Here is a 24,619-nt window from a genome sequence, read left to right on the forward strand (position 1 = left end):
AATTCTTATTGATTAGATAAGGGAATTTTTAAACTGATTCCTGTTTGTATGTCTGGGGCATTATTTACATATAAATCTTCCTTAATATAAAGTGAGATGGTGTAGTTTTTTGCACCATAAGTATACAGCCAAGACCAAGCAGATTGGTATTCATACATTTTTTCAAACCCATTTTGCCAACCAGCATGTATTTCTTTCCATTTGCCAACTAATTGATAATAATCTGCTTCTTCTGTTTTAAACAATGGGGTTTGTATTTGATAGTTTACAGCTACAGAATGATAGTTTTTCTTGCGGGTGTATTCTGTATATTCTAGCATTGCTTCTAAGCTTCCTAAGAAACGGTTGTTTCCTAAATCAACAACGCTATTGAAATTAACAATGTTTTTGCGTAGAATTCCACTTCCAAAAGAACTTCTAATTTCGTATTTTGAATTTAATACCCATTTTTTAATAATATTTCCAGAAAAACCAATGTCTATCGAGGGGTTGTACTTAGCTAAATTTATACCCAAATGGGTCCCAAAATTCAGACTGATATTCTTCTTTTTTAAATTGACCAATGCTGGATAATAAAAATGATTGAACTCAATTCCTGCCATTATGAATTGCCCTTCTTTCAGTTCAAGATTCTTTCCATTTCTATCTTGGTATTTTACATGGACTTGATTCAGCCCATAATACCTTCTGCCAAAAGGGTCTTCTCCACCTGCTATATTACTATGAAACCATTCGATAGTTTCATCACTTGAAAAAAAAGAGAACGGATATGTTCCTTTGGTAACTAAGTAAGAGCGAAGTGTGATTCCGAGTTCCTGTTTTTTTCCAATTTTGGTAGTGAAATCAATTCTTAAGTTCTTGAAAACCGCATCAACAACAATAGTAGAATATTTAGCAGGAGTAGTTTCTTGATCGATAAAATTAAAGCGCCTATTGAACCATATTCTTTCTCTTTGCAGTTGCCTGTCATTTTCATTTTCGGGCAAGTACATCTCTACAAAAGGGTGAAATGTATTCGCACTTGAAAGTGAAAAGGTTAAAGTTTTTTTTGGGGAAGCTTTAATTTTAAAGTTTTGATTAATTCTAGCAGAAAACATTCCAAAATGGTGAATAGGTAACATGCTAGGTTTGTCAATTCCATTTTTTAAAGAAAGGGAGTCTTTTTGCTGACTATAAATAGTTGCAGAAAAAAATAACCAAATAAAAAAGAATCTTTTTTTAGGCATTCTGTAAAGTGGGGAATTCTTAAAAAAAATACCTCACAGTTTTTTAAAACACGTGAGGTATCGTACTGTTTTGAGATTTTTTTATGCGTTCAAGGGCATTCCGTCCCAAGCAGCTTTGGCTGCCTCTTTAACAGCCTCAGAATAGGTGGGGTGTCCATGACAAATTCTTGCCAAGTCTTCTGCAGACGCCCTAAACTCCATTGCTACGGCTGCTTCCATAATCAAATCTGCAACACGTGCACCGACCATATGAACTCCTAAAATTTCATCTGTATTTTTATCTGCCAGTACTTTTACAAATCCGTCGACATCGCCACTTGCACGGGATCTACCCAGTGCACGCATGGAAAATTTCCCCGCTTTGTATTCTATCTTTGCATCTTTCAATTCTTGTTCAGTTTTTCCAACGGCCGCTGCTTCTGGCCATGTGTAGACAATTCTGGAATTAAATTATAATCGATGTGAGGTTTTTGTCCTGCTAAAAATTCTGCGACAATAACTCCTTCTTCTTCAGCTTTGTGCGCTAGCATGGCACCTTGTACTACATCGCCAATGGCGTATATGTTAGGAATGTTGGTTTGCAAATGATCGTTGGTTGCTATCTGACCTCTTTCATTTACGGTAACGCCAACTTTCTCTAACCCTAAACCTTCGGTATAGGGTTTCCTACCCACAGAAACCAAACAATAATCCCCAGAAAATTCAATTTCTTTGTTTTTTTTGTCAGTTGCTTTTACCACAATGTGTGCTCCGTTTTTTTCAACAGAAGTTACTTTGTGGCTGGTCGCAAATTTAATTCCTTGTTTTTTGAATACCTTTTGTAATTCCTTGGAAATATCCGCATCCATTCCCGGAACAATCTTGTCCATGTATTCAATAACTGTTACTTCCGCACCCAAGCGTTTGTATACCGATCCCAATTCCAATCCGATTACTCCTCCACCAATGACCAGTAGATGTTTTGGAACTTCTTTTAGTTTTAATGCTTCTGTAGAAGTAATGATTCTGTCTTTGTCAATTTTTATAAACGGCAAGCTAGAAGGTTTTGACCCCGTTGCAATAATGATATTGGCTCCTTCAATAATCTCAAAAGTTCCATCATTTTTAGAAATTTTTACATGCGTATTGTCTTCAAAAGAACCCAAACCTTCAAACACTTCGATATTGTTTTTGTCCATCAAGTATTTAATCCCGCCGGTAGTCGTTTCAACTACTTTTGCTTTTCGATCTATCATCTTTCCAAAATCGAAAGAAGGTTTTTCAACAGTAATACCATGCTCTTCAAAATGATGCACGGCATCGTAATAATGATGTGAAGAATCCAATAATGCTTTGGAAGGAATGCAGCCAACATTTAAACAGGTACCACCTAGGGTTGCATATTTTTCTACAAGTGCTACTTTTTTACCTAATTGAGAGGCTCTAACTGCGGCAATATATCCACCAGGACCTGAACCGATAACGATTAAATCGTATTTCATGAGTTTGTTTCTTTTGGAATTGTGAGGAAATATTTTAAATTCCCATTTTTCTTTTAAATCAGGCACAAAAATACATATAATTTAGTAAAAATTAATAGAAATGCGTAGTTTTACTAACTTTATAATCTAAACTTGAATCCTATGAAAACTTTAAAAAAAACGGCGTACGTTTTACTCATTGCGTTGATTGTAGCTCAATTTTTTCAACCTGAAAAAAATGAAGGAAGTTTGATCTCGGTGGTCCCTTTTTTAAATGAGACCAATCCACCAGAAAATGTAAAGGAAATTCTTGAAACTACTTGTTTTGATTGTCATTCAAATACAACTACCTATCCATGGTATAACAACATTACTCCTGTAAATTATTGGTTAGAAAGTCATGTAAAGGATGGTAAAAAACACCTTAATTTTTCTGAATGGACCAGCTATTCTATTAAGAAGAAAGAACATAAAATGGACGAGTTATATGAAGAGGTTGAAGAAGGAGAAATGCCCTTAACATCCTATACATGGACGCATTCGGAGGCAAATTTAACTGCAGCACAAATTGCAGAAGTTGTTGCATGGGGTAAAGCAACACAAGCAGTCTATCAACAACAGCTAAATTTAAGATAGTTGTCAGAAAACACTGTATTGATTATTGGCGCTATTTGGGTTGAACCAAATTCTTCTGCAGCTGGCAAAAGAATGTTGCAGCTGATTGAACATTTTTTGGACCAGAATTGGAAGGTCACTTTTGCTTCTACAGCAATAAAAGGGGAAAAAGCTTTTGATTTGCATTCGATCGGGGTAGAAGAAGTTTCCATTGTTTTAAATGACATTTCGTTTGATACTTTTGTCAAAGAATTAGCGCCTGGGTTTGTCTTGTTTGACCGTTTTATGATCGAGGAACAATTTGGTTGGCGAGTTGCAGAAAACTACCCTAAAGCAATCCGAATTTTAGACACAGAAGACCTTCATTGTTTGCGAAAAACACGAGAGCGAGCAATTAAAAAAAATACAATTTTTTCAAAGGAAGATTTGTTGATAGAAGATATTTCAAAAAGAGAGATTGCTTCCATTTTACGATGTGATTTGTCTTTAATAATCTCTACTTTTGAAATGGAATTATTGACCAATTTCTTTAATATTGATTCAAATGTAGTATATCATCTGCCTTTTTTACTGCCTAAAATTGGTCATGACCAACGAACTCGTTGGAATGATTTTACGGCCAGAAAGCATTTTACCTTTATTGGTAATTTTTTACACGCACCAAACGTAGATGCTGTTTTACTGCTAAAAAAAACAATTTGGAAACACATTCGAAAACAGCTGCCAGAAGCAGAGTTACATATCTATGGGGCCTATCCAACCCAACAAATTTTAGAATTGCACTCCAAGAAAGAGGGCTTTTTAGTTAAGGGGTATGCCCCTAAACCCGAACAAATTGTTGGCAATAGTAGCGTTGTGTTGGCACCTTTGCGTTTTGGGGCAGGAATCAAAGGGAAATTAACCGAAGCGATGCTTTTTGGAACACCTAGTGTCACTACTTCAATTGGGGCAGAGGGGATGCATGCCGACTTACCTTGGAATGGAGCAATCACTGATGATTTTGATGAATATGCCCAAAAAGCAGTCGAGTTGTATACGAACGAAAGTCTTTGGAATACTGCTCAACAGAATGGAGTTGCCATCATCAATTCTATTTACGATAAAGAAAAAATAGGGCCCTTATTTATCCATAAAATTCTGGAACTCCAAAAGAATATAGAGGGGCACAGAGTTGCAAATTTCTTTGGAAGTATGCTCCAGTATCAAACCTTACAAAGCACAAAATACATGAGTAAGTGGATAGAGGCTAAAAATAATATGCATGGATAGGAGACAAGCGTAGTAGGTATGAACTCAAAAAATTACGATAGTCTATACCAATCCAGCTCTTTTTAGCAATGCATCCGGTTTTGGCTCTTTGCCTCTAAAACGTTTGTAAAGCACCATCGGTTTTTCGGTACCCCCTTTAGACAATACATGTTCTTTAAATTTTGAAGCCACCTCTTTGTTGAAAATCCCTTTTTCTAAAAAATATTCAAATGCATCTGCATCTAAGACTTCAGCCCATTTGTAGGAATAATATCCTGCAGAATAGCCTCCTTGGAAAATATGAGAAAATGCTGTACTCATGCAGTTTTCGGCAACATCTGGATATAACTTTGTTGCTGCAAATGCCTCGTTTTCAAATTCTTGAATTGATTGTATCGCTGATGGATCTTGTGAATGCCAACGCATGTCCAATAGACCAAAACTCAACTGTCTCAGAGTTTGCATTCCTTCATGAAAACTTGCTGATTCTTTAATTTTTTCAACGTATTGCATTGGGATGACTTCCCCCGTTTTGTAGTGTTTGGCAAACAATTCTAATGCTTCTTTTTCATAACACCAGTTTTCTAAAACCTGACTAGGCAATTCTACAAAATCCCAAGAAACAGAAGTCCCAGATAAACTGTTATAAGTAGTATTTGCTAACATTCCGTGGAGAGCATGCCCAAATTCGTGGAACAAAGTGGTCACCTCATTAAAGGTTAACAGAGAAGGTTTTGTGGCTGTGGGTTTGGTAAAGTTACACACAATAGACACATGAGGTCTCTCGTTAATGCCTTTTTTAATTTGTTGAGGTTTGTAACTGGTCATCCACGCGCCATTTCTTTTTCCTTTTCTTGGATGGAAATCGGCATAAAAAACCGCAATAAAATTTTCGTTGAGATCAGTTACTCTATAGGTTTTCACCTCTTTATGATAGGTGTCAATATCAAATACTTCTTTAAAATTTAGGTCAAATAGCTTGTGCGCAATGGAAAAAGCACCGTTGATCACATTCTCTAATTCAAAATAAGGTTTTAAAATTTCCTGATCTAAATCAAAAATTTCTTTTTTTAGTTTTTCGGCATAATAGGCACCATCCCATTTTTGGAGTTGTTCAATTCCGTCCAGCTTTTTAGCATAATTGGCCAAATCTTCAAACTCACGCTTCGCTGCCGGTTTTGCTTTTTGCAATAACTCATTCGAAAAGGCGATTACTTTTTCTGGAGTTTCTGCCATTCTCTCTTCTAAAACAAAATGTGCATGTGTTTTGTACCCCAGGAGATTCGCTCTCTGATGACGTAATTTTACAATGTCTAGAACAATTTGCTCATTGTTGTATTCATTTTTTTGAAATGCTTTTTTACCCGCGGCAATTGCCATTTTTTTACGGAGTTCTCTATTGTCTGCATAGGTGAGAAATGGAATATAACTGGGATAATCTAAGGTAAATATCCAGCCTTTTTTGCCGTTTTCATTTGCCAATTGCTGCGCCGCTTCTTTCGTAGATTCTGGTAGACCTGAAAGGTCTCTTTCATCCTTCAAATGCATTTGAAAAGCATTGGTTTCTGCGAGGACATTTTCGCCAAATTGCAAAGATAATTTCGAGAGCGCTGCGTCTATTTTTCGAAGTTCGGTTTTGTCTTTCTCATTCAAATTTGCCCCATTTCTCGCAAATCCTTTGTATTGTTTTTCTAAGAGCGTTTGTTGTTCTGGGGATAAGTCTAAGTTTTTTCGATCCTCAAAAACCGTTTTTACTCTTTGAAATAATGCCACATTCAAGGTAATATCATTACGGAATTCACTTAGCCAAGGAGATATTTCCTGAGCAATTTTTTGAATCTCATCGTTGGTTTCAGCAGAATTTAAATTGAAAAAAATACTGGTAATTTGGTTTAGCTTTTCGCCTGTAAAATCTAACGCAACCGTCGTGTTTTGGAAGGTTGCTTTTTCAACGTTTTCAACGATTGCTGAGATTTCGGTTTTTGCAATTTCGATGGCTTGTTTGATAGCAGGCTTGTAATGCTCATTTTTGATTTTGGAAAAAGGAGCCGTATCGAAATGTTGTAAAAGAGGATTCATGGTGAGATTGTTAAATTGTAGCAGGAGATTTAGTTCTGCATTCGTTTAGAAGCTTCTTCAACTTTTAGTTTCAAACCTTCTTTGTATGCAATGATTTTATCCAAGACACATTTATCGGAAGCACCAATAATTTGTGCGGCTAAAATTCCAGCATTTTTTGCGCCATCTAGGGCTACAGTTGCGACAGGAACTCCGCCTTAGCATTTGTAAAATGGATAAGACAGAATCCCACCCATCAATAGAATTTCTACTTTTTACTGGAACACCAATAATTGGTAGGGGACTCATTGAAGCGACCATTCATAGCAAATGGGCTGCACCACCAGCACCGGCAATAATTACTTTGATCCCACGCTTGTGTGCATTGGTTGCGTAATCAAATAGTTTTTCAGGGGTCCTGTGAGCAGACACAATATCTACCTCAATTTCAATGTCAAAACCTTCTAAAATTTCTATTGCTTCTTGCATGATTGGAAGATCTGAATCACTTCCCATTATTATTCCTACCATAATTTATTTTTTCAAATGATTTACTAGCTATGTTTTAACCGAAAAGAACTCCTCGAGGATGGTTCGATTCAATAAATTTTTTATGTTCATCAAAATTGATTTTTCTTTAGAAACGACTCTTATAGATTGATAGGCTCCTTCTTTTTATGAATCAATGAATACACTATTTTAGTGTTTTGAAAAAGAGTGATTTTTTTTTAAAAAAAAGTGCTCTTTTTTTCAATATGAGTCACCACAAATCAAAAATACAAAAAAACTTATTTGCTAATTACTCTAATCGTTTCTTTTACTTTTTGAGCAATTGCTCTGGCTTTGTTAATGTCATCGTTGACAATAGTGACATGTCCCATTTTACGAAACGGTCGTGTTTCTTTTTTGCCGTAAATATGTGGGGTAACTCCGTCAATTTTCAAGATATCATTGAAATTTTCGTAAATTACGTCTCCAGAAAACCCTTCTTCACCTACTAAATTCACCATGATTCCCGCAACCTTACTTGCGGTATTTCCGAGTGGAAGATTTAAAATACTTCTGATATGTTGTTCAAATTGATTGGTATAACTGGCTTCAATGGAATAATGTCCCGAATTATGAGGTCTTGGAGCAACTTCATTCACGATAATCGCATCGTCTTTTGTTTGAAACATTTCTACTGCCAATAGGCCCACAAAGTCGAGGTCTTGTACAACTTTTAGTGCAATTTCCTGAGCTTTTTTAGCGACAGCTTCGTCAATTCTGGCAGGGCAAATTACATATTCAACTTGGTTTGCTTCTGGATGAAATTCCATTTCAACTACGGGATATGTTTTGATTTCCCCGTCTGAATTTCTTGCGACAATCACTGCCAATTCGTTTTTAAAAGGAATCAGTTTTTCTGTGATGCATTCTACATTAGGTAAATTTTCTAAATCGGCAATAGACCTTACAATTTTAACTCCCATTCCGTCATAGCCAAAACGAGCTGCTTTCCAAACAAAGGGAAAATCGATGATTTGGTTTTCGTACGAATGTTTTAGTTCTTCGAGATAGGCATAGTGAGAAAATGGCGCAGTGGGAATTTGATGATCTATATAGAAATTTTTCTGTCTTGCTTTACTTTGAATAATTCGAAGTGTTTTTGGCGTTGGAAAGATGGTCAAGCCTTCACGTTCTAATTGGTCTAAGGCATCTAAATTTACGTTTTCGATCTCAATGGTTAAAAGATCAACTTTTTTTCCAAAATGGTACACGGTTTCAAAATCTAGCAAGTCTCCTTGCACAAAATGATTGCAAATTTGGGAGCAGGGAGCATTTTCATTAGCATCAAGAATGCTGGTGAAAATATCAAATTTTTGAGTTTCAGCCAATAACATCCTGCCCAATTGCCCGCCACCAAGAACGCCCAATGTGAAGTCTGAAGAGAAATAATTTTTCAAGTTGTAATTTTAATTGTGTTTCACAAAAATAGGAATCTAATATTAAAATTAATCACTTATTCGTAAAGAACTTCCGTTTTCACTTATTGTGTATTCTCTTGCAAAGCAATTCCCTTTTCCTTCTGATAAAGGCTGCCCCGTTAAAATGCTATACTCACTTTCGTCACATGAACATTTGAGTCGTAGGCCATCAAAAGACATTGGAACACTACAATCAAAATTTGGACATTTTCTATCGAATGCTTTAAAACCAAGAGTAGCACCATTGTATAAAATAATTCCTTGCATACCTCCATTGATTTCTGAATAGCCAGTGGGTGTCAATAAACCTATTAATTCTGGATTGTTTAAATCTATTGTAAACGAACTTATTGAATTTTGAAAACAAGAGTTTAATCTGGTATTGTCTGTACAGCTTACCATGATGATTAAAACGAATAAAAATAAATATTTTTTCATGAAGCTAAAAACTGTCTTATTTGAAAACCTTTGCAATTTACAAATATTTTGTATCTTTGTATACCGATCTCATTTCTGTCTACAGATATGAGATTTTTAAATTTAAACCCTAAACGGGATTGAGAAAAAGAATCCTTTCTTTTTACTGGAACGTATTGATACCGAAAGAAAAAGAATTTTAAATAAAATACAAATGAGCGATATATCTTATTATTCAGCAGAAGGATTGAAAAAATTAAAGGATGAGTTGTTATACTTGGAGCAAACAGAAAGACCTAGAGTAACTCAAGAGATTGCAGATGCACGTGATAAAGGAGACCTGAGTGAGAACGCAGAATATCATGCAGCAAAAGAGGAACAATCTCATTTAGAATTTAAGATTGCAAAATTAAAGAATGTGATCTCCAATGCTCGTATTTTAGACGAAAGTCAGTTAGATACATCCAAAGTTCTAATCCATTCAAATGTGGTTATCAAGAATGTTACCAACGGAATGGAGTTTTCCTACCGATTGGTTGCCGATTCTGAAACCGATGTTCGAAACGGAAAACTATCTGTAAATTCGCCTATTGGAAAAGGGTTGTTAGGAAAAAAAGCAGGAGAAGTTGTAGAAATTCAGGTTCCAAACGGAGTTATGACTTTTGAAATCATCTCTGTTTCTAGATAGATTAGCGTTTCAGAGTTGATCCTTTAAAATATAAAAATCCATGAGCATATTTACAAAGATAATTACAGGTGAAATTCCAAGTTATAAGGTTGCAGAAAACGATGATTTTGTTGCTTTCTTAGATATTAATCCAAATGCGAAGGGACATACCTTAGTAGTGCCCAAAAAAGAAGAAAATAAGATTTTTGATCTGTCAAAAGAGGCTTATGCATCCTTAATGGATTTTTCATACGATGTTGCCAAAGCTATCGAAATAGCGGTGCCTTGCAAGCGTGTCGGAATGAGTGTTATTGGATTGGAAGTGCCTCATGTACATGTACATTTAATTCCGATCAATATCATGGCAGACATGCAGTTTGTACAAAAAGTTTCTTTGACTCATGAAGAATTTGTTGGGTTGGCAGCAAAGATTGCCAGTAAATTAGGGTAGGTTCGTGGATCTGATAAAAAACGAGTTTTTTTACACCTTATCTAACAAGATTTCAAAAGTAGTTCCCAAACCAATTTCTGATTTTTGCACAAAGAGTTTCCCTTTATGGTAATCTTCAATAATTCTTTTCGAGAGTGACAGCCCAAGTCCCCAACCTCGTTTTTTGGTGGTAAATCCTAGCTTAAAAATTTGTTTAAATTGCGATTTATGCATTCCTTTTCCAGTATCAGAAACAGTAATTTTTATCTTCTTTAGAATACTTTCAATTTGTATGTGTAGAGTTCCTTCTCGCTGCATCGCATCAATGGCATTTTTGATGAGGTTTTCAATAACCCAACCAAACAATTCCTTGTTTAGGTTGACAAGAGGCTTTTCTCGCTCTTCAGAAAAAGAAAATGAAATTTGTTTGGAGCTTCTGGCCTCTAAATAATCAAATGCTTGTTTGGTAATGGTGTTGATGTTTTCTGGACGAAGTTCGGGCATAGAACCAATTTTAGAAAACCGATTGGCGATAGTGCTTAATCGGTATACATCTTTTTCAATTTCTGTAATATAACTATCTTCAATTTTTTCAATTTTCAAAATGGCAATCCAACCCAATAGGGAAGACAGAGGTGTTCCAATTTGATGGGCGGTTTCTTTTGCCATTCCTGTCCAAAGTTTATTGGTTTCAGCAGCCTTATTCGAGCTATAAAAAAGATAAATAACACTTAAAAATAAGATTAGAATTAAGATCAATGCAAGTGGATAATAGGTGAGTTTGTCCAATAAATCAGAATCTCTATAATAGATGTATTTTTTGTTTCTCCCTTGAAAACTTACTTCAACAGGTTTGTTTTGCAATTTCATTTTTTGCAACTGAGCTTCAACATAGGCCTCATTTTGTCCTTTGATAGAATCTAAATTTGTATATTCAACTTCACCAAATTCATTGACTAAAATCATCGGGATGTCGCCACTATTTTTTATAATTTGAAGAGGCAAGTCTACATTGGTATTTAAATCGGGGTTGTTAGACAATTCTTTTTGAGCAGTAGCAAACAGTTCAATTTTTAGGCGTTCTTCCTGCTTGAACTTTTGAAAAAAAGTATAGGTATTCCATAAAATAAGCGAGACTATACAAAACGATATCAAAACCGCAATTCGTTTCAGCAATAGGGTGTGAGTGTAAAATTTCATCAAAACAAATATAAAGGTTTCCAGTAGATAACTCATTTATGATTTTGATAGTATCTTTACAAGACAAAAAATTTTGACATGCTTTCGATAGATCCCAAAGAAATTTCAACAGGTAAATTACACGGTTATTTATTAGATGCCGTAGCGCCAAGACCGATTGCATTGGCAAGTACGATGGATGCTGATGGAAATCCCAATTTATCACCCTTTAGTTTTTTCAATGTTTTTAGCTCTAATCCACCAATTCTCATCTTTTCTCCTGCGAGAAGAGTTCGAGACAATACCCTAAAGCATACTTTAGAAAATGCATTGGAAACCAAAGAAGTAGTCATCAATGTTGTAAGTTATGGGATGGTTCAGCAAATGTCGCTGAGCAGTTCAGAGTATCCAGTTGGTGTCAACGAGTTTGAGAAAGCGGGTTTTACGATGTTGGCTTCCGAAACGATTGCCCCTTTTAGAGTGGCAGAATCTCCAGTTCAATTTGAATGTAAGGTAAACGATGTGATTTTTATGGGTGAAGAAGGTGGTGCAGGAAATTTGATTGTTTGTGAAATTTTAAAAATGCATATTTCCAAAGAGGTTTTAGATGAAAAAGGAGGCATCGATCAGTATCAAATAGATTTAGTGGCAAGAGCAGGGGGGAGTTATTATTCGAGAGCTAGAGATGGTTTTTTTGAAATCCCAAAACCAATAGCAACTTTAGGAATTGGAGTTGATGCAATTCCTGCAGAAATAAGGAGTAGCAAGGTTTTGACCGGGAATGATTTAGGCCTCTTAGGGAATGTAACGCAATTGCCAACGAATGAAACTGTTGATAACTTTGCAAAAGAACACCCCGAATTTATTGGGTTAGAAACCGCAAAAAAACATACATTTGCGAAAGAGTTTTTAAGTAAAAATGATATAGAAAGCGCTTGGAAGGTGCTTTTAATTAAATAGTTAATAATATATTATGGAAGTTATAGGTAAAATAAAATTAATTGGAGAGGTTCAAACTTTTGGATCAAATGGATTTAGAAAAAGAGAATTGGTTGTTACTACAGACGAACAATATCCGCAAATGATTATGGTTGAGTTTGTTCAGGATAAATGTGACTTGTTAAACAGTTATGCTGTGGGGCAAGATGTAAAAGTTTCGATCAATTTAAAAGGTAGAGAATGGATCAATCCACAAGGTGAAGCAAAATATTTTAATTCAATCCAAGGATGGAGAGTTGAAGGAATTTCACAATCACAAGCTGCAGCGAATAATTTACCTCCAGTGGATCAATTTCAACCAGCCTCAAATGTTTCTACTGAAGAGCCAGACGATTTACCTTTTTAAGGAAATTTCTATAAAGTAGCATATAAAATCAAAAAGAGCGTTCACTTTAAAGTGAACGCTCTTTTTGATTTTCAAAACCTGGTATAGTTTCAACAAAGTGAGTTTATTTTTTTTCTTCCTTTTTAGGCATAGGCCCTCGAAGGTGCACAATGAGTCCATTTAAGAAATTACGTAAAATTTGATCTCCACATTCTACATATTTATCATGATCTTCATTTCTAAATAAAGCACCAAGTTCTCCTTTACTGACTTTAAAATCTACCAAAGCACAGATTTCTACAATATCGGTATCACGCAATTTATGCGCCACACGTAGTTTTTTTAAGATGTCGTTGTTTGTTAGTCCCATGTTGCAAAGGTAAGAGAAATTAATTGACTACTTTAAATATTGCCCATGCATAAATAGCAAATCTTGCAAAACGAAAGGTTCCAAAAATCACAACATTTACAAATGGATACTTAATCATTCCTGCTGCCATACAGGCAATTGAAAATGGCAAGGGCAATAATGCACCCACAAGAATTAAAAAACCACCCCATTTTCGGGTGTTTTTTAGATTTTCGGCCATTTTAATTTCCAAATAATTTTTAATAGCAGTTATTTTTAAAGTCATTCTTCCCAAAAAGTAAGAGATCAATCCACCACTATAGGAAAGAGTAGCTAGTAGAGTTAAATTTAAAATAGGGCTTGCCGTTTTTTTAGACCAAGCAATAAAAATTTCTGGAGGAACCAGTCCGAGTAAGGTCTCAGAGATGAAAAAAGTAATCAAAACACCCATTCTTGAAAAAGTTTCGGTCAAGTGTTCCAATCCTTGATTGATGTCGTAGACATATTGATTGAAGAGAAAGACCGCTAGAACCACCAAAATGATTGGAAAAATAGCTTTTTTCAAGCTTTCCCAGACAAACAGATAAAATCCAGTTCTCCCATAGTAGTTATGGAGTCTTTTTCCGATAAAAGCAGTTTTTTTTTTTCTTAGGGTTCTGTTTTTTTCCAATTGGAAATTATTTTGATGAATTGACAAAAATAAGAACTAATTTTGTGTTAACGATCATAAATAAAAGGATTAACATCTTTTTTTTCTTTTAAAAAAAAACAACAAAAAATTGGTTTGGCTTTCAGATAGTATTGATTTTCCGTCTCCAGAATTGGCAAGGAAGGACGGTATTCTTGCTCTAGGTGGCGATTTGTCTGAGAAAAGATTAATTCATGCCTATCAAAATGGTATTTTCCCTTGGTTTTCTGAAGGAGAGCCAATTGTGTGGTATAGTCCTGAGCAACGGATGGTGGTGTTTCCAAATGAATTCAAGCTCTCAAAATCCATGCGACAATTTGTTCGGAAAACAACGCTCACCATTACAGAAAATACAGCTTTTGAAGAAGTGATATTTAATTGTAAAAATATTGACCGGGAAGATGGTCTTGGAACTTGGATTACCAATGATATGGAGCAAGCATACATTAGCTTGCATCGGATGGGCTTTGCAAAATCGATTGAGGTCTGGGATGGCAATGAATTGGTTGGAGGCTTGTATGGAGTTGAAGTAGGGGAGGTATTTTGTGGAGAGAGTATGTTTTCTAAAATTTCAAATGTTTCCAAGCTAGCCTTTTCCCATCTTGTACAAAACGGAAATTATCAGCTGATCGATTGCCAAGGTGTATAATGATCATTTGGCAAGTTTAGGAGCAAGAGAAATTCCAAGAAATCAATTTTTAAAGATTTTAAAATCTTAAATCCCTTTCAAACTTTGTAACTTTACCCCCTAAGAAAACCACAAACATGAACATAGAGAACGCTCAAAAACAGGTAGACGATTGGATCAAAGCGCATGGAGTGCGTTATTTTAACGAGTTGACAAATATGGCTCAGCTTACCGAAGAAGTAGGGGAGGTTGCAAGAATCATCGCTCGTAGATATGGAGAGCAAAGTGAAAAAGAATCTGATAAAAACAAAGATTTAGGTGAAGAGTTAGCCGATGTTCTTTTTGTGGTTTTGTGCTTGGCAAATCAAACAGGAATTGATTTACAAGATGCTTTTGAGAAGAAATTAGACGTAAAAACTCAGCGCGATCACGATCGTCATCACAACAATCAAAAACTAAAATAAATGAATTTTTTACAAAAAATAAAACAACCTCAATTTTGGAACAACTTGGTAAGAGTTGCTGTTCCTTTTTTTATTATTGTGACTTTGTTTTCGCTATTTTTTAATAGTTGGGAGGCAATCTTTTCGGCGAATTGGGCTGCTGTTTCTGAAGCCAATTTTGAGAACGGAAAATGGATTCAATTTTGGGGAACCAAAGTTGTAGTCTGTTTTGTTTATGGAATGTATGTAACCAATAAGAACATGAAGTAAGTTTTCATATTGTTTATTCCGTACTTACTTTTGGGTATTAAAATAGTCCAAAGAAACTTGGGTATATTTTTTTTGTACAGTAACTTCGCAACCAGTAAATAGCGATTGAGAACCTGACTTAAAAACACTATTTAAAAAGGAATTGTTATTGAAGTTTAAGATACAAATTAAAAGAATTTTTTTAGAATGGACATATTGTTAACGGCGGGTAGAAGAGAAAAAATCAATGAGAGAATAACAATTTCTGGTTCTAAAAGTGAGTCGAATCGCTTGCTTATTTTACAACAATTGTTTCCTGAAATTTCGATAGAAAACCTATCCGACTCTGATGATTCTGTGCATCTACAACATGCACTTTCTTCAAAAGAAGAATCCATTGACATTGGCCATGCGGGAACAGCAATGCGTTTTTTAGTCGGTTATTTTGCTTCAAAAGAACATTGTGAAGTGGTGTTAACAGGTTCAGAAAGAATGCAAAACAGACCAATTGGTATCTTGGTAGATGCATTAAAAGATTTAGGAGCCCATATTTCATACGAAGTCAAAGAAGGGTTTCCGCCAGTGAGAATCAAAGGGAGGCACATTACTAAACAAAAAGTTCAAATTAACGGAAACGTAAGTAGTCAGTATATTTCTTCTTTAATTTTGATGGGGACTCATTTAGAAAATGGCCTAGAAATAGAATTGATTGGAAACATTACCTCTGTTCCTTATATCGAAATGACATTGAGTTTGTTGACTCAATTGGGAATTCAAACAAGTTTTGAAGGAAACATCATACAGGTATTTGCCGTAAAAAATATTTCCAAACAAACTGTTGTTGTAGAGTCTGATTGGAGTTCTGCCTCGTATTTTTATTCTATTATTGCCTTGAGCGAAATAGGGTCAGAAATTCATTTATCAGCCTATCGAAAAGATAGTTTACAAGGAGATTCTTGTTTGGCAACTATCTATACACATTTTGGTGTCGAAACGGAATTCAATCAGAATTCAATTACACTAAGAAAAGAAAGACCTACAAATTTACACTCATTAGACATCGATTTAAAGAATGCCCCTGATATTGCACAAACCATCGCTGTAACTGCTTTTGGATTAGGAGTTTCGTGTGAATTAACAGGTTTACATACTTTAAAGATTAAAGAGACTGATCGATTAGAAGCTTTGCAAGAAGAATTAACGAAGTTAGGGGCTACAATTAGAGTAACCAATGACAGCCTATACTTATCTGTTTCTTCAGCAATACACGAAAATGTTGCAATCAAAACCTATAACGATCATCGGATGGCTATGGCTTTCGCTCCACTGGCACTTAAAGTGCCGATTCAAATTCAAAATGCAGAAGTGGTTTCAAAATCCTACCAAAAGTTTTGGATAGACATGGAGCAAATTGGGTTGCTCATTAAAGAACTGTAAATTAAAGAGTAAAAGACTTGACAAGGCCTATTTCGATATCGTATATTTGCCGCCCTTAGAACCCATATAACTTATGAAATTATCACAGTTCGAATTTGAATTACCAGAGAAATTAATATCAAAATATCCCTCAGATCACAGAGACGAGTCTCGTTTGATGGTGGTGAATAGAAAAGAAGGTACTATAGAACACAAACTTTTCAAAGACGTTATTGATTACTTTGATGAAGGTGATGTTATGATGTTGAATAATACCAAAGTTTTTCCAGCCAGAATGTATGGTAACAAGGAAAAAACAGGTGCTAGAATTGAAGTTTTCTTATTGAGAGAACTAAATGCTGAGAACAGATTGTGGGATGTTTTAGTAGATCCTGCAAGAAAAATCAGAATCGGTAACAAATTATTTTTTGGAGAAGACGATAGTTTAGTAGCTGAAGTTATTGACAATACAACCTCTAGAGGTAGAACCTTACGTTTCTTATTTGACGGAAGTTACGAAGAGTTCAGAGCAAAATTATTAGAGCTAGGCGAAACTCCTTTGCCGAAGGTAATCGGTCGAGATGTAGAGAAAATGGACAAAGAAAGATACCAAACAATTTTCGCAAAAGATGAAGGTGCCGTTGCAGCTCCATCAGCAGGATTGCATTTTTCTAAGCATTTAATGAAACGTTTGGAAATAAAAGGTGTCGATTTTGCAGAAACCACATTACATATTGGTTTAGGTACTTTTGCTCCGGTTGAAGTAGAAGATTTGTCAAAACATAAAATGGATTCTGAGCAAATTGTGATATCTGCCAATTCTGCAGATATGATTAACAAAGCGAAGATCGATAAAAAAAGAATCTGTGCTGTAGGAACGACGGTAATGCGAACGATAGAATCTTCGGTTTCTGCAAATCAGCAATTAAAACCATTTACAGGTTGGACAAATAAATTTCTTTTTCCACCTCATGAATTTAGCATCGCAAACTGTATGATCACGAATTTTCACAATCCAAAATCTACCTTATTGATGATGGCTGCCGCTTTTGGGGGGTATGATTTGATTATGGAAGCATACAAAGTAGCAATCAAAGAAGAATATAGATTTTTTGCATACGGTGATGCAATGTTGATCATATAAAGCAACATTGAATTGAGTAATTAAAAACTGGTGCTTCAATGAAGTACCAGTTTTTTTATGGTTATTTTTGCAGCAGTATTTTTTAATCTTTTAATCATTGTACCTTGAATAAAAAGAAAGACATAAGAGCATTAACCAAAGAAGAATTAAGAGATTTTTTTGTGGAGAATGGCGATAAGGCATTTCGTGGAAACCAAGTTTATGAATGGCTGTGGAGCAAAGCTTTGCATTCTTTTGAAGAGATGACAAACATTTCCAAAGAAACTCGAGAAATGCTTGAGGCTAATTTTGTGATCAATCACATCAAGGTCGATTCTATGCAGCGAAGTAAAGATGGAACGATTAAAAACGGCATAAAATTACATGATGGTTTTATTGTTGAATCAGTTCTGATTCCAACACCAAAAAGAACAACCGCTTGTGTTTCTAGTCAAGTAGGATGTAGTTTGGATTGTAAGTTTTGTGCAACTGCGAGTTTAAAAAGGATGCGAAATTTAAATCCAGATGAAATTTACGATCAAGTTGTAGCTATCGATAAACAAAGTAGATTGTATCACAATCACAAGTTGTCAAATATCGTCTTTATGGGAATGGGAGAGCCGTTGATGAATTATAACAACGTGATCAAGTCCATAGAAAAAATCACTTCACCAGAAGGGTTGGGAATGTCTCCTAAGAGAATTACGGTTTCTACTTCTGGAGTGCCAAAAATCATCAAAAAAATGGCAGATGACCAAGTCAAATTCAATTTGGCCGTTTCGTTGCACTCGGCAATCGATGAAGTAAGAACGACGATTATGCCTTTCAATACAAATTTTCCATTAAACGATTTAAAAGATTCTTTGGAGTATTGGTATGAAAAAACCCAGCGAACAGTTACTTATGAATATATTGTTTGGGACGGGATTAATGACCGCAAAGAAGACATTCAAGCTTTGATTAAGTTTTGTAGATATGTACCTTGTAAAGTCAATTTGATTGAGTACAACCCAATTGATGATGGACAGTTTCAACAAGCAAGTTCATCGGCAATTAACAATTACATTTCGAATTTAGAAATGCATGATATCACTGTCAATGTGCGTCGTTCTAGAGGAAAAGACATCGATGCTGCTTGTGGTCAGTTGGCCAACAAATCATAATTTTTAGCCGATATAACTGCTGTTTATAAAACCATTATATCTTGTTTATATTTTGTATTTTTGAGTGATGAATCCAGTTGAGATAATTAAACGTCCTATTTTATCCGAAATGGAACTCTTTGAAGAAAAGTTCAAAGATTCGATGCTTTCCAAAGTTCCACTTTTAAACAGAATCACCTACTATATTGTTCGAAGAAAGGGAAAACAAATGCGACCGATGTTTGTTTTTTTAGTTGCTAAAATGGTTTCGAATGGTGGTTTTGACGAGCGAACCTATCGAGGGGCTTCAGTTGTTGAGCTCATTCATACCGCTACTTTGGTCCATGACGATGTGGTTGACGATAGCAACCGAAGACGGGGTTTTTTTTCCATCAATGCGCTTTGGAAAAATAAAATTGCAGTACTCGTCGGCGATTTTTTATTGTCTAAAGGGTTGCTACTTTCTATCGATAACGGAGACTTTGATTTGTTAAAACTGATTTCCATCGCTGTTCGCGAAATGAGTGAAGGAGAATTACTTCAAATTGAAAAAGCCAGAAAATTAGACATTACCGAAGATATTTATTTTGATATTATCAGAAAAAAAACAGCCACTTTAATTGCTGCTTGTTGTGGTATTGGTGCTGCTTCGGTAGGAGCAAACCAAGACACCATTCACCAAATGCGAAAATTTGGAGAATATATCGGAATTGCTTTTCAGATCAAAGATGATTTGTTTGATTATTCTGAAGCAAAAATTGGAAAGCCTACTGGAATAGATATCAAAGAACAAAAAATGACATTGCCTCTTATTTATACCTTAAATACTTGTTCTTCGGAAGAAAAATCCTTATTGATCAATTCTATTAAAAAACACAATAAGGATAAAAAGCGGGTAAAAGAAGTCATCGCCTTTGTTAAAGAGCATGGGGGAATTGAATATACAATCACCAAAATGGGGGAATACAAAAGCAAAGCTATTGCTATTTTGGACAATTACCCAGACAATGAATACAAGTCCTCCCTGTTGAAAATGATCAACTATGTAGTTGATCGGAAGATTTAATCAAGAATTAAGTTTCTATTTTTTGGATATTTAACAGCATATTTTAAAGACAATTCTTGAGTTGTTTTTGTTCTGATATCAAGATCCCATTGTACTTCTCCTGTTTCATTATTTAAAATTCCATTAAAAGTTTCATCTAAGGTAATTTTTATTTCTTCTCTTTTAGAAATTGGAATTTGATCTAAAACTATTATTTTAATGTCTTGAGATTTATTGTTTTTTACACGAATATTCCAAGCTTTAAACTCTTCTTTCTTACTTCCTATTAGTTTTTTTGTTGTAAAATCTTTTGATTTGACTCTGTTGACAGAAACATTTTTATCTTCACCTAATGAAATTGAGAGCAAATCTTTTGATGAACGGGTATCTATTAAAGTTGTTCCAACAAAAGTATTTTCAAAATATACATTTGCTTCTCCTTCCAATAAGTTGAATTTCTCCCAATCCTTTAAAGACGCAAGTAAAAATGCTTTTTCTTCTATTTTTGGAATTGAATAATAAGTGTAGCTTGCATTAGACTGAAATTCGTTCATAGAAATCGTAAAATCTTTATTACTTGATTTTATAGAGTAGGGTTCAATAATTTCAATACTAAAGGAGGTCTGATTCAGAATTTCCTGAGTTGGTATCCTTATGATTTTAAATCAGAAAAGGCTGGAATATGTTCATTTAAAGAATTTTTCCGAGTCTCTTTTTTCTTAATTGAACCGTAATCCGCAATGACAACTTCCTCTAACAAATCAGCATCTTCTTGTAAAGTAACATTAATAACAGGACTAGAAATTGGTTTTATTTCACTTATAAATCCCAAATATGAGAACTCTAACTGACGACTATTTTGGGGGACTTTTATAGAGTATTTTCCGTCGAAATCTGTAGAGGTTCCAATTGTTGTTCCTTTAACGTGAACATTAGCTCCCGATAAAGGTAGAGAATTATCATCTGTTACATAGCCTGATACCTCATCTATGATGGCACCATAAAAAGGAGGAATTGACCCATAATCTAGATAATAGGGAATTATTTTACCAGCTTTTGTTGAATTACTTGGATTTGCTGATGAAAATCTAAGGTTTACATTTGACCAATCAATTTTAGAGTTTTGTTTTAAATTCGCTTTGTATACAAGGGTCAGCGGAGAGCTAATGTCAGAAACTCTAATATCATATGAAGGGAACCAGCTTACATTGGAAACATTGTACATTAATTCAAAATTAGCTTTTTGTTTAGTGTTTGATTTAATTTTGATAAAAATTTCTCCTGATGCAAAATGCTTTTTTTGGGTTAAATCACTTAACTGTTTTGCAATGGATTTTTGTTCCTTTTTAAGCTCTTTGAGAATATTTCTAATGAGTAATTCTTCAGTTTTCAAAGATTTAATTTTGGAGGCATAATAATTCGAAGCTTCTTTCAATACCGATGCCGTTAATGTTTGGTTTCCTTTAATATTCTTATTGGTGTTTAAAAATTGAATATTTTCTAGGACTGTTTCGAGGCGTATTGTTTCTAGATCAATACTGTTCTTGCTTTGTGTGAGTTTGCTTTCAAGCGAAATCTGTTCACTACTTTTTTCACCTGTCTTTAAATAGTTTTTTTGAAAGTTTACAGATTGGATTTCTACTCCTTCCACTTTCACTTGAATACTTTTTTTGTCTACAAATGGTGAGAGGTTTGTAAATTTCAAAATTTGAATTCCTTTTTGAATTTCAATATTTTTTTTACGACTTACCTGTGCGCTGTTTAAAAATACTGTAGCGGAATTTACCTTTGATTTGATTTCTTTTTCTATAAAATCTTGACTATTTACTTGAAGGATGGTTATCGTTACAAGTGCAAAAAACACTATTTTTTTCATCATGAATATTGTGGTGATTAAAATTAGAAATTTTAAGAAGTAAAAACACAAATAGATCTATATTCTCAATACAATAGAATTCCTAGAGCAACGAGAAAAAGCAATGGAAATAAAAAAACAAGTTCACTTATCAGTCCCCAAAAAAGAAATTTCCCCCAATGTATTCGTCTGTTTTTATCTTTTTTAATCCGCTTACTCAATTCGGAAACAGACATTCTTAAAAGGGTTTCTTTCTCAATTTTTAAATCAATAACGCCAATGGAGTTGATTCCTGCTTTATATCCTTTTATGACTTCCTTTGGGTAGTTTAGTAAACAGAAGCCCATTGCCCATAAACTGATCAGTCCAATTGGGAGATGTTTCCATAATTGGGTGCCAATTTCCCATCCTGCTATAAAAGCTTCTCCTTTCCAAGTAGTATCACAATTGTATAAAACATGCTGAATATCATGAATATAAATTACCTTTTTTCTATGCTGTGTATTTGGAAGTTTTAAGGTAAAGTATCTGAATTTTAACTCAAAAAAGGCCTCACTTTCTCCGCCATCTTCTTTGAAGTTGTTTTCTTTATAAAATTGTTGAAGTGATTGTGAAATAGTCATATTTAGATGATTGCCTTCACAAAGGTAAAATGCATCAATAAGAAAAATATTGACAAATGTCACTATTGATAAAGTTTTCTATAATTTCAATAGTTCTTCTACAAAGGCTCTGGAGTTTGACAATCTAGGCACTTTGTGTTGGCCTCCTAACTTCCCTTTTTTCTTTAGCCAACTGTAAAACAATCCTTTTTTGGCAAGATGAACTTTTGGCAACATTAGTGTCATATTCATATAGCGTTTTGCTTCATAATCAGAGTTGATTGATTTTAAGGCATCGTCTAAAATTTGTGTAAATGAATCGATGTCTTTTGGTCTTTTGGCAAATTCAATGATCCACTCATGCCCCCCCTTTTCTTTTCCTTCCATAAAAATTGGCCCCACTGTATATTCAGAAATGAGTGCATTTGTTTTTTGACAAGCCAATCGCAAAGCTTCTTCCGCATTTTCAATAATCAATTCTTCACCAAATACATTGATATGGTGTTTTGTGCGTCCTGTAATTTTTATTCGATAGGGATCAGTTGATGTGAATTTTACGGTGTCTCCAATTAAATAGCGCCACAATCCACCATTTGTTGTAATCAATATGGCGTAATTTACGCCCTCTTTTACTTCTGATAAGGGGATTGCATCGGAATCTTCTCCGGCATATTCTTCCATCGGAATAAACTCATAAAATATTCCATAGTCCAACATCAACAATAATTCTTTGGATCCATTTCGATCTTGAATTGCGAAAAATCCTTCGGAAGCATTGTAAATTTCGTAGTATTTAAAATCTGCATTCGGAATCAATTTCTTGTATTGTTCACGATAGGGATTGAAGTTGACACCTCCATGAAAATAAACTTCAAGGTTGGGCCATACCTCTAAAATATTATCTTTTCCCGTTTTTTCCAAAACCCTGTTGAGGAGTACCAACATCCAAGAGGGAACGCCCACCAAGCTAGTGATGTTTTCCTTGATGGTTTCATTTACGATGGCTTCCATTTTTGTTTCCCATTCAGCCATTAAGGCTACTTGCTGACTAGGAGCCGAACTAAAATCAGCCCAAAAAGGCAAATTTTCAGTAATGATCGCAGACAAATCGCCAAAGTAAGAACCGTTGTCTTGATAGACTTCCGAACTGCCTCCCAAACGCAACCCTTTTCCGGTAAAAAGCTGTGTTTTTGGGTTGTTATTGATGTACAAACAAAGCATGTCTTTTCCAGCTTTTATATGGCAATGTTCTAAGGCATTTTCAGAAACAGGTATGAATTTACTTTTTGCATTGGTAGTTCCGCTACTTTTTGCAAACCATTTGACAGGGGTAGGCCAGAATAAATTTTGCTCTCCCTTTCTGCAGCGTTCAATCAAGGGTTCAAAAGTCTCGTATTTTTGAATGGGTACTTTTTTTTTGAAATCAGAATAGTCTTGAAAGGTTGAAAATTCATTTTTAACACCAAATTCGGTGTTTTTAGCCGTATTGACAAGTTTGAGTAAAAGTTCTTCTTGAACATCAATAGGATATTTTAAAAAAAGGTCGATTTGATGTATTCGCTTCTTTAAAAACCAAGATATTATAGAATTGATAATCTGAAACGCCATAGAATTGTGTAAATTTGTTTGCTTTGGTTTTTAATTAATATATCACTATAAATTTCTCCCCTAAAGTAATAAAATCTTTTATATGATCTATCAAGGAGTTTTAAAAAAAATGATGACTGAAAATACTGAGATAATTCAGTATTATTTAGATATGAACGACGATTTCATCAACATGAATCAATTGTTGGGAGCTCAAATTGGAATCCAATTCGTCAGCTATGAATGTTTGAATTGTCATTCAGCAAAAGAAATTTACAGACAAGGTTTTTGTAAATCTTGTTTTTTTGACACTCCCAATGCAGGTGATTGGATCATGAGACCCGAATTGAGTACAGCACATTTAGGTATTGAAGATCGAGATTTAGCCTATGAGCAAAGTGTACAATTGAAACCGCACATTGTGTATTTGGCAAATTCAAGCAATGTAAAAGTAGGAGTGACTCGGAAGCAACAAGTGCCAACTCGTTGGATCGATCAAGGTGCCCACGAAGCGATTGAAATATTAGAAGCACCCAATCGGTATTTGGCTGGGATTACTGAAGTTGCGTTAAAAGAACATGTGGCTGACAAAACCAATTGGCGAAAAATGCTAAAGAATGATATTGAAGATGTCAATTTAGTAGATTGGAGAAATCAATTGGAAGCTTATATTCCTGATGAAGCTAAATCCTATTTTATTACAGACAATACAGAGACTCATTTGAATTTTCCAGTGCTGAAATATCCGATTAAACCAAAAAGTTTAAACTTGCTAAAAACCTCAAAGTATACTGGAAAGCTGGTGGGTATCAAAGGACAATACTTAATTTTTGAAGATGAAACTGTTTTTAATGTGAGGTCCAATGAAGGACTAGTCGTTTCATTAGAATTTTAAGAGGAC

At 34.7% G+C, this 24,619-nt stretch carries 24 protein-coding genes and 3 pseudogenes; 14 read left to right on the forward strand and 13 right to left on the reverse strand.

Features of this window, described 5'->3' with window-relative positions:
- Positions 1-5: 5 nt before the first annotated feature.
- The gene (locus RRF69_RS07195; RefSeq protein WP_316939159.1) at positions 6-1,226 is read right to left on the reverse strand and encodes a hypothetical protein; all 1,221 of its coding nucleotides are present in this window, start codon (positions 1,224-1,226) and stop codon (positions 6-8) included.
- Positions 1,227-1,307: 81 nt separating this feature from the next.
- Positions 1,308-2,707, reverse strand: a pseudogene (lpdA, locus tag RRF69_RS07200) (dihydrolipoyl dehydrogenase).
- Positions 2,708-2,848: 141 nt separating this feature from the next.
- On the opposite strand from lpdA, the gene RRF69_RS07205 reads away from it, so the two are divergent.
- Positions 2,849-3,322 carry a heme-binding domain-containing protein gene (locus RRF69_RS07205; protein ID WP_316939160.1) on the forward strand — a complete coding sequence of 158 codons (474 nt, stop codon included), beginning with the start codon at positions 2,849-2,851 and terminating at the stop codon, positions 3,320-3,322.
- The gene (locus tag RRF69_RS07210; protein WP_316939161.1) at positions 3,323-4,570 is read left to right on the forward strand and encodes a glycosyltransferase; all 1,248 of its coding nucleotides are present in this window, start codon (positions 3,323-3,325) and stop codon (positions 4,568-4,570) included. It abuts the gene before it with no gap.
- A gap of 42 nt (positions 4,571-4,612) precedes the next feature.
- Here the strand turns inward: RRF69_RS07210 and RRF69_RS07215 are convergent, their stop codons facing one another.
- The 4 genes and pseudogenes from RRF69_RS07215 to RRF69_RS07230 form a co-directional block, all read right to left on the reverse strand.
- Complete coding sequence (locus RRF69_RS07215; protein ID WP_316939162.1) at positions 4,613-6,628, reverse strand: M3 family metallopeptidase; 2,016 nt, start codon at positions 6,626-6,628, stop codon at positions 4,613-4,615.
- A 29-nt stretch (positions 6,629-6,657) separates the two neighbouring features.
- Positions 6,658-7,138, reverse strand: a pseudogene (gene purE, locus RRF69_RS07220) (5-(carboxyamino)imidazole ribonucleotide mutase).
- Between the two features lie 257 nt (positions 7,139-7,395).
- Positions 7,396-8,553, reverse strand: coding sequence for a 5-(carboxyamino)imidazole ribonucleotide synthase (locus tag RRF69_RS07225; RefSeq protein ID WP_316939163.1), 1,158 nt, complete (start codon positions 8,551-8,553; stop codon positions 7,396-7,398).
- A gap of 48 nt (positions 8,554-8,601) precedes the next feature.
- Positions 8,602-9,012: a phosphoribosylaminoimidazole carboxylase gene (locus RRF69_RS07230; RefSeq protein ID WP_316939164.1), complete on the reverse strand. Its 411-nt coding sequence runs from the start codon at positions 9,010-9,012 to the stop codon at positions 8,602-8,604.
- A 193-nt stretch (positions 9,013-9,205) separates the two neighbouring features.
- Between RRF69_RS07230 and greA the strand changes: the two genes are divergently transcribed.
- Both greA and RRF69_RS07240 read left to right on the forward strand, forming a co-directional pair.
- The gene (gene greA, locus RRF69_RS07235) at positions 9,206-9,679 is read left to right on the forward strand and encodes a transcription elongation factor GreA (protein ID WP_316939165.1); all 474 of its coding nucleotides are present in this window, start codon (positions 9,206-9,208) and stop codon (positions 9,677-9,679) included.
- Positions 9,680-9,719: 40 nt separating this feature from the next.
- Entirely contained in the window at positions 9,720-10,109 is a 390-nt protein-coding gene (locus RRF69_RS07240) for an HIT family protein (protein WP_316939166.1), read from the forward strand.
- 30 nt (positions 10,110-10,139) lie between these two features.
- Here RRF69_RS07240 and RRF69_RS07245 read toward each other — a convergent pair whose 3' ends face one another.
- Positions 10,140-11,288: a HAMP domain-containing sensor histidine kinase gene (locus RRF69_RS07245; RefSeq protein WP_316939167.1), complete on the reverse strand. Its 1,149-nt coding sequence runs from the start codon at positions 11,286-11,288 to the stop codon at positions 10,140-10,142.
- Between the two features lie 78 nt (positions 11,289-11,366).
- Between RRF69_RS07245 and RRF69_RS07250 the strand changes: the two genes are divergently transcribed.
- Complete coding sequence (locus RRF69_RS07250; protein WP_316939168.1) at positions 11,367-12,227, forward strand: flavin reductase family protein; 861 nt, start codon at positions 11,367-11,369, stop codon at positions 12,225-12,227.
- 13 nt (positions 12,228-12,240) lie between these two features.
- Positions 12,241-12,612, forward strand: a complete 372-nt coding sequence (locus RRF69_RS07255; protein WP_316939169.1) for a DUF3127 domain-containing protein — start codon at positions 12,241-12,243, stop codon at positions 12,610-12,612.
- A gap of 103 nt (positions 12,613-12,715) precedes the next feature.
- Here the strand turns inward: RRF69_RS07255 and RRF69_RS07260 are convergent, their stop codons facing one another.
- Positions 12,716-12,961 (reverse strand): DUF1456 family protein, encoded by a 246-nt coding sequence (locus RRF69_RS07260; protein ID WP_316939170.1) that lies wholly within the window; start codon positions 12,959-12,961, stop codon positions 12,716-12,718.
- A gap of 19 nt (positions 12,962-12,980) precedes the next feature.
- A complete protein-coding gene (locus RRF69_RS07265; protein ID WP_316939171.1) occupies positions 12,981-13,610 on the reverse strand; it encodes a short-chain dehydrogenase in 630 nt (209 codons plus the stop codon).
- 109 nt (positions 13,611-13,719) lie between these two features.
- Here RRF69_RS07265 and aat point away from each other — a divergent pair.
- The 7 genes and pseudogenes from aat to RRF69_RS07300 all read left to right on the forward strand — a co-directional run bounded on the left by aat (position 13,720) and on the right by RRF69_RS07300 (position 19,695).
- A pseudogene (aat, locus tag RRF69_RS07270) lies at positions 13,720-14,347 on the forward strand (leucyl/phenylalanyl-tRNA--protein transferase).
- A 46-nt stretch (positions 14,348-14,393) separates the two neighbouring features.
- Positions 14,394-14,720 carry a nucleotide pyrophosphohydrolase gene (locus tag RRF69_RS07275; RefSeq protein WP_316939172.1) on the forward strand — a complete coding sequence of 109 codons (327 nt, stop codon included), beginning with the start codon at positions 14,394-14,396 and terminating at the stop codon, positions 14,718-14,720.
- Positions 14,721-14,969: a hypothetical protein gene (locus RRF69_RS07280; RefSeq protein ID WP_316939173.1), complete on the forward strand. Its 249-nt coding sequence runs from the start codon at positions 14,721-14,723 to the stop codon at positions 14,967-14,969.
- Between the two features lie 186 nt (positions 14,970-15,155).
- Positions 15,156-16,385: a 3-phosphoshikimate 1-carboxyvinyltransferase gene (locus RRF69_RS07285; RefSeq protein ID WP_316939174.1), complete on the forward strand. Its 1,230-nt coding sequence runs from the start codon at positions 15,156-15,158 to the stop codon at positions 16,383-16,385.
- 73 nt (positions 16,386-16,458) lie between these two features.
- On the forward strand, positions 16,459-17,508 hold the full coding sequence (queA, locus tag RRF69_RS07290) for a tRNA preQ1(34) S-adenosylmethionine ribosyltransferase-isomerase QueA (RefSeq protein WP_316939175.1): 1,050 nt from the start codon (positions 16,459-16,461) through the stop codon (positions 17,506-17,508).
- Between the two features lie 104 nt (positions 17,509-17,612).
- Positions 17,613-18,650, forward strand: coding sequence for a 23S rRNA (adenine(2503)-C(2))-methyltransferase RlmN (rlmN, locus tag RRF69_RS07295; protein WP_316939176.1), 1,038 nt, complete (start codon positions 17,613-17,615; stop codon positions 18,648-18,650).
- Between the two features lie 67 nt (positions 18,651-18,717).
- The gene (locus tag RRF69_RS07300; RefSeq protein ID WP_316939177.1) at positions 18,718-19,695 is read left to right on the forward strand and encodes a polyprenyl synthetase family protein; all 978 of its coding nucleotides are present in this window, start codon (positions 18,718-18,720) and stop codon (positions 19,693-19,695) included.
- On the opposite strand, the gene RRF69_RS07305 is transcribed toward RRF69_RS07300, so the two are convergent.
- The 4 genes from RRF69_RS07305 to RRF69_RS07320 all read right to left on the reverse strand — a co-directional run bounded on the left by RRF69_RS07305 (position 19,692) and on the right by RRF69_RS07320 (position 23,739).
- Positions 19,692-20,333, reverse strand: coding sequence for a DUF4139 domain-containing protein (locus tag RRF69_RS07305; RefSeq protein WP_316941121.1), 642 nt, complete (start codon positions 20,331-20,333; stop codon positions 19,692-19,694). The two genes, RRF69_RS07300 and RRF69_RS07305, sit on opposite strands and share 4 nt — an antisense overlap.
- Positions 20,327-21,553 (reverse strand): DUF4139 domain-containing protein, encoded by a 1,227-nt coding sequence (locus RRF69_RS07310; RefSeq protein ID WP_316939178.1) that lies wholly within the window; start codon positions 21,551-21,553, stop codon positions 20,327-20,329. The genes RRF69_RS07305 and RRF69_RS07310 overlap by 7 nt, the downstream gene beginning before the upstream one ends.
- A gap of 62 nt (positions 21,554-21,615) precedes the next feature.
- On the reverse strand, positions 21,616-22,152 hold the full coding sequence (locus tag RRF69_RS07315) for a hypothetical protein (protein WP_316939179.1): 537 nt from the start codon (positions 22,150-22,152) through the stop codon (positions 21,616-21,618).
- A gap of 78 nt (positions 22,153-22,230) precedes the next feature.
- Positions 22,231-23,739, reverse strand: coding sequence for a GH3 auxin-responsive promoter family protein (locus RRF69_RS07320; RefSeq protein ID WP_316939180.1), 1,509 nt, complete (start codon positions 23,737-23,739; stop codon positions 22,231-22,233).
- Between the two features lie 82 nt (positions 23,740-23,821).
- On the opposite strand from RRF69_RS07320, the gene RRF69_RS07325 reads away from it, so the two are divergent.
- Positions 23,822-24,613 (forward strand): DUF2797 domain-containing protein, encoded by a 792-nt coding sequence (locus RRF69_RS07325; RefSeq protein WP_316939181.1) that lies wholly within the window; start codon positions 23,822-23,824, stop codon positions 24,611-24,613.
- Positions 24,614-24,619 lie beyond the last annotated feature (6 nt).

The organism is Polaribacter sp. HL-MS24 (genome assembly GCF_032758595.1).
Lineage (GTDB): Bacteria > Bacteroidota > Bacteroidia > Flavobacteriales > Flavobacteriaceae > Polaribacter.

What these genes read in the sequence shown, in the direction of transcription:
- RRF69_RS07300 (WP_316939177.1), top strand. Translation starts at nt 18,718, where the DNA reads ATGAATCCAGTTGAGATAATTAAACGTCCTATTTTATCCGAAATGGAA.
- queA (WP_316939175.1), top strand. Translation starts at nt 16,459, where the DNA reads ATGAAATTATCACAGTTCGAATTTGAATTACCAGAGAAATTAATATCA.
- RRF69_RS07240 (WP_316939166.1), top strand. Translation starts at nt 9,720, where the DNA reads ATGAGCATATTTACAAAGATAATTACAGGTGAAATTCCAAGTTATAAG.
- RRF69_RS07280 (WP_316939173.1), top strand. Translation starts at nt 14,721, where the DNA reads ATGAATTTTTTACAAAAAATAAAACAACCTCAATTTTGGAACAACTTG.
- RRF69_RS07260 (WP_316939170.1), bottom strand. Translation starts at nt 12,961, where the DNA reads ATGGGACTAACAAACAACGACATCTTAAAAAAACTACGTGTGGCGCAT.
- RRF69_RS07255 (WP_316939169.1), top strand. Translation starts at nt 12,241, where the DNA reads ATGGAAGTTATAGGTAAAATAAAATTAATTGGAGAGGTTCAAACTTTT.
- RRF69_RS07325 (WP_316939181.1), top strand. Translation starts at nt 23,822, where the DNA reads ATGATCTATCAAGGAGTTTTAAAAAAAATGATGACTGAAAATACTGAG.
- RRF69_RS07245 (WP_316939167.1), bottom strand. Translation starts at nt 11,288, where the DNA reads ATGAAATTTTACACTCACACCCTATTGCTGAAACGAATTGCGGTTTTG.
- RRF69_RS07195 (WP_316939159.1), bottom strand. Translation starts at nt 1,226, where the DNA reads ATGCCTAAAAAAAGATTCTTTTTTATTTGGTTATTTTTTTCTGCAACT.
- RRF69_RS07230 (WP_316939164.1), bottom strand. Translation starts at nt 9,012, where the DNA reads ATGAAAAAATATTTATTTTTATTCGTTTTAATCATCATGGTAAGCTGT.
- RRF69_RS07315 (WP_316939179.1), bottom strand. Translation starts at nt 22,152, where the DNA reads ATGACTATTTCACAATCACTTCAACAATTTTATAAAGAAAACAACTTC.
- greA (WP_316939165.1), top strand. Translation starts at nt 9,206, where the DNA reads ATGAGCGATATATCTTATTATTCAGCAGAAGGATTGAAAAAATTAAAG.
- RRF69_RS07215 (WP_316939162.1), bottom strand. Translation starts at nt 6,628, where the DNA reads ATGAATCCTCTTTTACAACATTTCGATACGGCTCCTTTTTCCAAAATC.
- RRF69_RS07205 (WP_316939160.1), top strand. Translation starts at nt 2,849, where the DNA reads ATGAAAACTTTAAAAAAAACGGCGTACGTTTTACTCATTGCGTTGATT.
- RRF69_RS07275 (WP_316939172.1), top strand. Translation starts at nt 14,394, where the DNA reads ATGAACATAGAGAACGCTCAAAAACAGGTAGACGATTGGATCAAAGCG.
- RRF69_RS07285 (WP_316939174.1), top strand. Translation starts at nt 15,156, where the DNA reads ATGGACATATTGTTAACGGCGGGTAGAAGAGAAAAAATCAATGAGAGA.
- RRF69_RS07320 (WP_316939180.1), bottom strand. Translation starts at nt 23,739, where the DNA reads ATGGCGTTTCAGATTATCAATTCTATAATATCTTGGTTTTTAAAGAAG.
- RRF69_RS07310 (WP_316939178.1), bottom strand. Translation starts at nt 21,553, where the DNA reads ATGATGAAAAAAATAGTGTTTTTTGCACTTGTAACGATAACCATCCTT.
- RRF69_RS07250 (WP_316939168.1), top strand. Translation starts at nt 11,367, where the DNA reads ATGCTTTCGATAGATCCCAAAGAAATTTCAACAGGTAAATTACACGGT.